At 66.2% G+C, this 9,427-nt stretch carries 7 protein-coding genes; 5 read left to right on the top strand and 2 right to left on the bottom strand.

Going from position 1 to position 9,427, the window contains the following annotated elements; genetic code table 11:
* The first annotated feature begins 224 nt into the window (after positions 1-224).
* The 4 genes from P3W75_RS10080 (at position 225) to P3W75_RS10095 (ending at position 5,283) form a co-directional block, all read left to right on the top strand.
* Positions 225-2,372 (top strand): adenosylcobalamin-dependent ribonucleoside-diphosphate reductase, encoded by a 2,148-nt coding sequence (locus P3W75_RS10080; protein WP_276227238.1) that lies wholly within the window; start codon positions 225-227, stop codon positions 2,370-2,372.
* 16 nt (positions 2,373-2,388) lie between these two features.
* Positions 2,389-3,075: an NrdJb gene (locus P3W75_RS10085; RefSeq protein WP_276227239.1), complete on the top strand. Its 687-nt coding sequence runs from the start codon at positions 2,389-2,391 to the stop codon at positions 3,073-3,075.
* 538 nt (positions 3,076-3,613) lie between these two features.
* On the top strand, positions 3,614-4,933 hold the full coding sequence (locus tag P3W75_RS10090; protein WP_276227240.1) for a HipA domain-containing protein: 1,320 nt from the start codon (positions 3,614-3,616) through the stop codon (positions 4,931-4,933).
* Positions 4,930-5,283, top strand: a complete 354-nt coding sequence (locus tag P3W75_RS10095) for a helix-turn-helix domain-containing protein (RefSeq protein ID WP_276227241.1) — start codon at positions 4,930-4,932, stop codon at positions 5,281-5,283. The genes P3W75_RS10090 and P3W75_RS10095 overlap by 4 nt, the downstream gene beginning before the upstream one ends.
* A gap of 21 nt (positions 5,284-5,304) precedes the next feature.
* Here the strand turns inward: P3W75_RS10095 and P3W75_RS10100 are convergent, their stop codons facing one another.
* Complete coding sequence (locus P3W75_RS10100; protein WP_276227242.1) at positions 5,305-6,255, bottom strand: homoserine kinase; 951 nt, start codon at positions 6,253-6,255, stop codon at positions 5,305-5,307.
* A gap of 34 nt (positions 6,256-6,289) precedes the next feature.
* Positions 6,290-6,580: a DUF2782 domain-containing protein gene (locus P3W75_RS10105; protein ID WP_276227243.1), complete on the bottom strand. Its 291-nt coding sequence runs from the start codon at positions 6,578-6,580 to the stop codon at positions 6,290-6,292.
* Positions 6,581-6,654: 74 nt separating this feature from the next.
* Here P3W75_RS10105 and polA point away from each other — a divergent pair, with 74 nt between their 5' ends.
* The gene (gene polA / locus P3W75_RS10110) at positions 6,655-9,396 is read left to right on the top strand and encodes a DNA polymerase I (RefSeq protein ID WP_276227244.1); all 2,742 of its coding nucleotides are present in this window, start codon (positions 6,655-6,657) and stop codon (positions 9,394-9,396) included.
* Positions 9,397-9,427 lie beyond the last annotated feature (31 nt).

Genomic DNA, 9,427 nt, shown 5'->3' on the forward strand with positions numbered 1-9,427 from the left:
CCGCGATCGCGCGCATGGCGCGCTCCTACGCAAAGCCTCCCTCCTCTCGCTCGCCTCCTACACTTTCTCCCTGCGTCCCCTCGCCTCATGGCGCGTACCTCCTTTGGGGACTAGAGTCACCGCCGGGGCTAAATACACAATATGTAGGTTCGTGTATTTGGTATACAACTATATGTAGCGGTCTGCTTGAGCTGGCCGCATACCCACGGGAGGTTATTCAGCGGATGGCCAGGACCGAATCGCGCCGGCAGGGCGCAGACCAGGGAACCCTCGAATTGCAACCGGCGTCCCAGGACATCTGGGACAGCAAATACCGCCTCAAGCAGAAGGACGGTACGCCCATCGACACCAGCGTCGACGAGACCTGGCAGCGCGTCGCCCGCGCCCTGGCCGAGGTCGAGCCGGACGCGGCGACCCGCGAGCACTGGTACGAACGCTTCCTCTGGGCCCTGCGCCACGGCGCCATCCCCGCCGGGCGGATCATCTCCAACGCCGGCGCCCAGGGCCACAAGCCGGCCACCTCGACCATCAACTGCACCGTCTCCGGGATCATCCACGACTCCATGGACGACATCCTGCAGAAGGTCCACGAGGCCGGCCTGACGCTCAAGGCCGGCTGCGGCATCGGCTACGAATTCAGCACCCTGCGGCCGCGCGGCGCCTACGTCTCCGGCGCCGGCGCGCACACCAGCGGGCCACTGTCGTTCATGGATATCTACGACAAGATGTGCTTCACCGTGAGCTCCGCCGGTGGCCGCCGTGGCGCGCAGATGGGCACCTTCGACGTCGCCCACCCGGACGTCCGCGAGTTCATCCGCGCCAAGCGCGAGGACGGCCGCCTGCGCCAGTTCAACCTCAGCCTGCTGATCACCGACGGCTTCATGCAGGCGGTGGAACAGGACGCCGACTGGCCGCTGCTGTTCCCGGTGCACCACAAGGAACGCGACGAAGTCGACCTGGACGATCCGCGGCAGGTGCTCTGGCGTGACTGGCCGGTGCACGACGAGTACGTGCTGGGCGAGGACGGGCGGGTCGCCTGCCGCATCTACGGGCGGGTCAAGGCGCGTCACCTGTGGGACATGATCATGGTCTCCACCTACGACTACGCCGAGCCAGGCTTCATCCTCATCGACCGGGTCAACGAACTGAACAACAACTGGTGGTGCGAAGCGATCCGCGCCACCAACCCCTGCGGCGAACAGCCTCTGCCGCCCTATGGCTCCTGCCTGCTGGGCTCGGTGAACCTGACCGGCTTCGTCGTCGACCCCTTCGGCGACGAGCCGCACTTCGACTGGGAGCGCTACCGCGAGGTGGTGCGGGTGTTCACCCGCATGCTCGACAACGTGGTGGAGATCAACGGCCTGCCGCTGGAACAGCAGCGCGCGGAAATCCTCGGCAAGCGCCGCCACGGCATGGGTTTCCTCGGCCTGGGCTCGGCGCTGACCCTGCTCAAGCTGCGCTACGGCAGCGCCGAGGCCTGCGTGTTCACCGAGGAAGTGGCGCGCGAGATGGCCCTGGTGGGCTGGGAGGTGGCACTCGACCTGGCGCTGGAGAAAGGCCCGGCGCCGGCGCTGGCGCAGGATTACGAAGTGACCGCCGAGATGCTGCGCAAGCGCCCGGAAATGGCCGCCGACGGCTACAAGGTCGGCGAGCGGGTGCCTGGGCGCATCCTCCACGCCAAGTATTCGCGCTACATGCAGCGCGTCGCCGAGCACGCCCCGCAGCTGGTCGAGGCCCTGGCCCGGCACGGCGCGCGCTTCACCCACCACAGCTCCATCGCGCCCACCGGCACCATCAGCCTGAGCCTGGCCAACAACGCTTCCAACGGCATCGAGCCGAGCTTCGCCCACCATTATTCGCGCAACCTGATCCGCGCCGGACGCAAGACCAAGGAGAAGATCTCGGTCTACAGCTATGAACTGCTGGCCTACCGCGCCCGGGTCGACGCCAAGGCCGTGCCCGACGCCGAGGACGAGCGCCATCGCCTGCCGGACTACTTCATCACCGCCGACGACGTCAGTCCGCAGCAGCACGTGGACATCCAGGCGGCGGCGCAGAAGTGGATCGACTCGTCGATCTCCAAGACCGCCAACGTGCCCACCGACTACCCCTTCGAGCAGTTCAAGGACATCTACCTGTACGCCTGGCGCCAGGGCCTGAAGGGCTGCACCACCTTCCGCTTCAACCCGGCGGCGTTCCAGGGCGTGCTGGTCAAGGACGCCGACCTGGAGCGCACCCTGTACCGCTTCCAGCTGGAAGACGGCAGCACGGTGGAGCTCAAGGGCAACGAGGAAGTGGAATACGACGGCGAGATCCACAGCGCCGCCAACCTGTTCGACGCCTTGAAAGAAGGCTACTACGGCAAGTTCTGAAGCCGCGGAGGTTCCCATGGCAGTGAAGATCAACCAGAAGATCCGCGGGTTCGAAGTGGTCGACGTGGCCGAGGAAAAGGCCCGCGCCGATGCCGCCGCTGCGGCGGCTGTGGTGAAGATGGACGAGACCCTGCAGCGCCCGGAGATGCTCGTGGGGGCGACCTACAAGATCAAGTCGCCGCTGTTCGAGCACGCGCTCTACGTGACCATCAACGACATGGTCCTCAACCCCGACACGCCCTACGAGCAGCGCCGGCCCTTCGAGATATTCATCAACTCGAAGAACATGGACCATTTCCAGTGGATAGTCGCCCTCACCCGGATCATGTCGGCGGTGTTCCGCAAGGGCGGCGACTGCACCTTCCTGGTCGAGGAAATGAAGGCGGTATTCGACCCGCGCGGCGGCTACCTCAAGCGCGGCGGTGTCTACATGCCATCGATCGTCGCCGAGATAGGCGCGGTGGTGGAGCGCCACCTGGTGGCCATCGGCCTGATGCAGGGTCCGGAAATCGACGAGGAGCAGCGCCTGTACCTGGCGGAAAAACGCGCGGCCTACGAAGCGGCCCAGGGCACCAACAAGGCCGAACCCGGCGAAGGCTTCCCGGCCGGCGCCCAGCTGTGCGGCAAGTGCAACACCATGGCGGTGGTACAGATGGACGGCTGCGCCACCTGCCTCAACTGCGGGTATTCGAAGTGTGGGTGAGCCGGAATCTTTGCGACGCATGCGTCGCCCGGCGAACGCCTGACCATGGATGGTCAGGCCGGGGTTGAACTTGAGCAGAGGAGTCGCGACAGGGATGTCTGCTCAAGATCGGATCTTCACGCCATCAGAGCATGCGTCGCGCTGGCGAACGACCGGCCAAGGATGGCCGGGCCGGGGTTGAACTTGAGCAGAGGAGTCGCGACAGGGATGTCTGCTCAAGATCGGATCTTCATACCCGCATGTGTCACGCCAGCACATCCTTTGCAGGGGCGAGCTTGCTCGCGAAACGCTTCTCCCCTGGTCACTTCGTTGTGGGGCCGTTCGGTTTCGGTGGGAGGTGCGGTGTTTAGCTTTCACGCGGCATACGCATTGTTCTGAGACAAATCTGGAAGAATTTGCGTCAGGCGCAAAATCGGTTAAAGAGTTTGCACTGAAGTGCAGATTTTTGCCCTGAACAGCTCAAAAATTGCACTTTACTGCGTAATAAGCAAAATCCTGCTAGGCTGATTTGCACCAAAGTGCAATCCAGGTCTGCCCCATGCCCAGGACCCTCACGCTCCAGGCCTTCGTGAACGGCGTCTGGCAAGACGCCTTCAGCATGACCTTTCAGGATTCCGCCAACCCCGCTGAAAGCCGTTGCTCGTCCGGCTACCGGGTCGAGTACCTGGCGGACAACGTCGACCACGTAGGATCGCTTGCCGAGCACTCCGTCAGCGTTCGCCAACGGCTGGACCTGAGCGTCGAATACACCAGGGGGTACCCCGCTTTCATCTATGACGTCATGCCGTCGGGAGCGGCCTTCCGCTCCCTGCGCAAACGCTTTGCCAGCGCCAAGCCCGACGATGTCGACCTGGGCCTGTATCTGCTGGAGCGCTGCACTCCCTCGCCAATCGGGCACCTGCGGATAAAGGAGTCCCTCGACTTCCTCCGCGAAGGCCGAGCGATGGGCTTCGACCGGCAGGAGGTGGTGCGGCGCAACAGCGATTTCCTGGAGTACGCCTACGAGCAGGGGGCGGCCATCGGCGGCGCCACGGGTGCCGGCGGTGAAGCGCCGAAATTGTTGCTCGTCGAGGACGAAAGCGGTCAGCTCCACGCGGACGCGACTCTCAACGATGCCGAAGTATGCAAGCACTGGTTCGTGAAGTTCCCCAGGAACCGGGCGTCGCAACGGGACAGGGACATCCTGCGCAGCGAGTTCCATTACTACCGGGCGCTCGGTGCATTGGGGCTGGATAGTATCGGCGCAGATGCCGTGCTGGAGGACGATGGTGAGCACCAGCCAAGCCTCTGGACCTCCCGTTTCGATCGGAAGATCGTCCCGGGAGGCGTGGAGCGTTGTGCTGTCGAGTCGATCTACTCGGTCTGCGGGAACACGGTGCCGGGATCGTTCATGCGTCACGAGGACGTCCTTCGGCAGCTCATCTCGCTATGGCGCGAGGCGGGGCAGAGCGCCGGGATTTTCGACCTGACGCTCGACTACATCAGTCGCGACCTGTTGAACAGAATCCTGGGCAATTCCGACAACCATGGCCGGAACATGGCCATCCTGCGCGACGGTGGCCGGCTGCGTCTGGCCCCGATCTATGACCTGGCGCCGATGGTCCTCGACCCCGAGGGAATTACCCGGGTGACCAAATGGGATCACGAAAACCGGGGCGAGCCGGATTGGCGGGCCGCCTGCCATACGCACGCGGGGCCTGTGGAGGGTGACGAGCTCTTCGACGCCTTGCGCGAAGCCGCTGGCACGTTCAGGGCCCTGCCGGACCTGCTGACGGGCCTGCCTGAGGAGGTTCGGCGCTCGCCGAGCATTCCGCTCAACGACCTCGAGAACCGCCTGCGCAAGTGGGGACTGGCATGAAGAACCTGAGCATGGAGGAGCGCGACGCGCTGATTCGCTTGGTGGCGGCCGCTGTCGCCGACGGGAGCCTGAGCCTGGGTGCCGCGGTGAAGCGGCTGCGCACCGAGGTGACGGGTATGAAGCAGGCGACCTTCGCGCGGATGTGCAAGATATCGATGCGGGCGTTGAACCACCTGGAGCATGAGGATGGCAACCCGACCCTGGCTACCCTGGAGGCGGTCTTCAGGCCGTTCGGGCTGCGTATGGGCCTGGCGCGCATCCATCCCCCAGGTCTGCCCGGCGATATCGAACTGCAAGGGGGCGCCATGCCGGCAACGCGGGAGGTTGAGGGGCGCGGGTCGGAGCGTTGATCCTCAGTATCGCCGAGGCGTTCACAACGCAAACGGCAACCGTATCTCCACCTTCTGCCGTTGCGCCAGGCGTCGTTCGAACTCGCCCGGATCATGGATCAGCACATCCTGGCCGGCGAAGGCCTCGGCGGCGATCAGGCGCGACAGCCAGAAGCGCACGCAGGCCACGCGGAGCATCTCCGGCCACAGCTCGGCTTCCAGCGCGGTGAACGGCCGGCGGCTGGCGTAGGCGGCGAGCAACGCGCGGGCGCGCGGGCCGTCGAGGCTGCCGTCGTCGTGGGAGCACCAGTCGTTGAGGGTGATCGCCAGGTCGTAGAGCATCCAGCCCGAGCAGGCGTTGTAGAAGTCGATCACCCCGGCCAGGTGCGGGCCGTCGAACAGCACGTTGTCGCGGAACAGGTCGGCGTGCAGGTTGGCGCGTGGCAGTTCCGGCTGCTCGGCGAGCAGTCGGGCGATTTCTTCCAGGGCGCTTTCCAGCAGCGCGCGCGAGGGCGGGGCCAGGTGCGTGGCCAGGGTCTGGCCCTGCTGCAGCATCCAGCTCAGGCCGCGGTCGCTGGGGCGCTCGATGACCCGCCCGCGGGTCGCCAGGTGCAGGCGCGCCAGCAGCGCGCCGACTTCGCCGCAGTGGTGGGCATTGGGCTGGCGCTCATGGCGCCCGGCCAGGCGCGGTTGCAGCAGCGCCGGCTTGCCTTCGAGCTGGCGCAGCGCTTCGCCGGCCTCGGTGCGCAGCGCGTAGGGCACCGGCAGGTCGGCGTCGTGGAGCACGTCGAGCAACTCGACGAAGAATGGCAGGTCCTGCACCGGGCCGCGTTCGACCAGGGTCAGGACGAACTCGCCCCCTTCCAGGCTGACGAAGAAGTTGCTGTTCTCCGAGCCCTCGCTGATGCCGCGGAAGTCGCGCAGGCGACCCAGCGCGTAGGGGGCGAGGAAGCTTTCCAGGGTGGAGCGCTCGAGAGGAGTGAATACCGACATGCTCAGGCCTCTTGAGCGCCGTGGGGTGGAAGGGTTACCAGCTGAAGATCTGCCACTGCGGGATCAGTTTGTCCGGCTGGTCGGAGCGGATGAAGTTGCCATCGCTGCCGTCCTGGCGCACCAGGAAATAGGGTTTGCCATGCTTCGGTATGACCTTGATGGCGTAGAGGAATCCGTTGACCCGGTATTCCTGGATGGTCTTGTCGCCTTCCTGGCGGATGGTCACATCCGGTTCGGGCGTGGGTGCGGCGTCGTCCACGGCCATGGCGGCGAGCGGGGAAACCGCCAGCAGGGCGGCGAGCAACCAGCGTTGGGAACTGCGCATGATAACCTTGTTCCTTTGTCGATTCGGCTAGGGTCATTCTAGCCCCTGGCCTCCGGAAAAGGTTGATTCCACTCATGAGTCAAGCACCCCTCGTCCTCGTGGACGGCTCTTCCTACCTGTACCGCGCCTTCCATGCCCTGCCGCCGCTGACCACCTCCACCGGCATGCCCACCGGCGCGGTCAAGGGTGTGCTGAACATGCTCAAGAGCCTGCGCAAACAGTACCCGGACAGCCCCTTCGCGGTGGTTTTCGACGCCAAGGGCCCGACCTTCCGCGACGAACTCTTCGCCGAGTACAAGGCCAACCGACCGTCGATGCCGGACGACCTGCGGGTGCAGGTCGAGCCGCTGCACGCGGCGGTGCGCGCCCTGGGCCTGCCGTTGCTGTGCGTGGAGGGTGTGGAGGCCGACGACGTGATCGGCACCCTGGCCCGCAGCAGCGCCGCGGCACTGCGCCCGGTGGTGATTTCCACCGGCGACAAGGACATGGCGCAACTGGTCGACGGGCACATTACGCTGGTCAACACCATGACCGGTAGCGTGCTGGACGTGGATGGCGTTAAGGAGAAATTCGGTGTCGGTCCTGAGCTGATCATCGACTACCTGGCGCTGATGGGCGACAAGGTCGACAACATTCCCGGGGTGCCCGGGGTCGGCGAGAAGACCGCGCTGGGCCTGCTCACCGGTGTCGGTGGCGGCCTCGACGTGCTCTACGCCAGCCTGGACAAGGTGCCCGAGCTGCCGATCCGCGGCGCCAAGGGCCTGCCGGCCAAACTCGAGGAAAACCGCGAGCAGGCCTACCTGTCCTACCAGCTGGCGACCATCAAGACCGACGTCGTCCTGGACGTCGAGCTGGACGCCCTGCACCCCGGCGAGCCGGACCGCGAGGCGCTGCTCGAACTGTACCGCCAGCTGGAGTTCAAGAACTGGCTGGACGACCTCCTGCGCGAAGCCAAGGACGCCGGCGAAAGCCCCGCCGAGGCCGCCTCGGCGCAGGCCGAGAGCCGCTACGAGACGGTGCTGGAGCAGGCTGCCTTCGACGCCTGGCTGAAGAAGCTGGAAGCCGCCGAACTGATCGCCTTCGACACCGAGACCACCAGCATCGACGCCCAGCAGGCGCAGGTGGTGGGCGTGTCCTTCGCCGTCGAGGCCGGCGAGGCCGCCTACGTGCCGCTGGCGCACAGCTACATGGGCGTGCCCCAGCAGCTGGACCGCGACGCCGTGCTGCGCGCCCTCAAGCCACTGCTGGAAGACCCGAAGAAAGCCAAGGTCGGCCAGCACGCCAAGTACGACATCAACGTCCTGGCCAACGCCAGCACGCCGATCGCCGTGCAGGGCGTGGCCTTCGACACCATGCTCGAATCCTACGTGCTCAACGCCACCGCCACCCGCCACGACATGGACAGCCTGGCGCTGAAGTACCTGGGCCACAGCACCATCCGTTTCGAGGACATCGCCGGCAAGGGCGCCAAGCAGCTGACCTTCGACCAGATCGCCCTGGAACAGGCCGGCCCCTATGCCGCCGAGGATGCCGACGTGACCCTGCGCCTGCACCAGGCCCTGTGGGAGAAGCTGCAGGCCATCCCGTCGCTGGCCAGGGTGCTCACCGACATCGAGATGCCGCTGGTGCCGGTGCTGGCGCGCATCGAGCGCAACGGCGCGCTGGTCGACGCCCACCTGCTCGGGCTGCAAAGCCACGAACTGGGGGCGAAAATGGTCGAACTGGAGCGCCAGGCATACGATCTGGCCGGCCAGGAGTTCAACCTCGGCTCGCCCAAGCAGCTCGGCGCCATCCTCTACGAGAAGCTCGGCCTGCCGATCCTGGCGAAGACCGCCACCGGCCAGCCGTCGACCGCCGAGAACGTCCTCGCCGACCTCGCCGAGCAGGACTTCGAGCTGCCCAAGGTGATCATGCAGTACCGCTCGCTGAGCAAGCTCAAGAGCACCTACACCGACAAGCTGCCGGAGCAGATCAACCCGCGCACCGGGCGCATCCACACCAGCTACCACCAGGCGGTGGCGGCCACCGGGCGGCTGTCTTCCACCGACCCGAACCTGCAGAACATCCCGATCCGCACCGCCGAGGGCCGGCGCATCCGCCAGGCCTTCGTCGCGCCCAAGGGCTACCGCCTGCTGGCGGCGGACTACTCGCAGATCGAGTTGCGCATCATGGCCCACCTGGCCCAGGACGAGGGCTTGCTGGACGCCTTCCGCCACGACCGCGACGTGCACCGCGCCACCGCCGCCGAGGTCTTCGGCCTGCCGCTGGAGGACGTCACCGGCGAGCAGCGGCGCCGCGCCAAGGCCATCAACTTCGGCCTGATCTACGGCATGAGCGCCTTCGGCCTGGCCAAGCAGATCGGCGTCGAGCGCAAGGAGGCCCAGGCCTACATCGACCGCTACTTCGCCCGCTACCCCGGCGTGCTGGCCTACATGGAGCGCACCCGCGCCCAGGCCGCCGAGCAGGGTTACGTCGAGACCCTGTTCGGCCGCCGCCTGTACCTGCCGGAAATCGCCTCGAAGAACGCCGTGATGCGCAAGGCCGCCGAGCGCACCGCGATCAACGCACCGATGCAGGGCACCGCGGCGGACATCATGAAGCGCGCCATGGTCGCCGTGGACGACTGGCTGCAGGCCAGCGGCGTCGACGCGCGGGTCATCCTCCAGGTACACGACGAACTGGTGCTGGAGGTGCGCGAGGAGCTGCTCGAGGACGTGGCGGCGAAACTGCGCGAGCTGATGGGCTCGGCGGCGCAACTGGCGGTGCCGCTCATCGTCGAGACCGGCAGCGGCGCGAACTGGGACGAAGCCCACTGACGAACGGTCGCAGGGCCCGGCTGCCGGGCCC

The sequence above is a fragment of the Pseudomonas citronellolis genome, assembly GCF_029335315.1.
Classification (GTDB): Bacteria; Pseudomonadota; Gammaproteobacteria; order Pseudomonadales; family Pseudomonadaceae; genus Pseudomonas; species Pseudomonas citronellolis_A.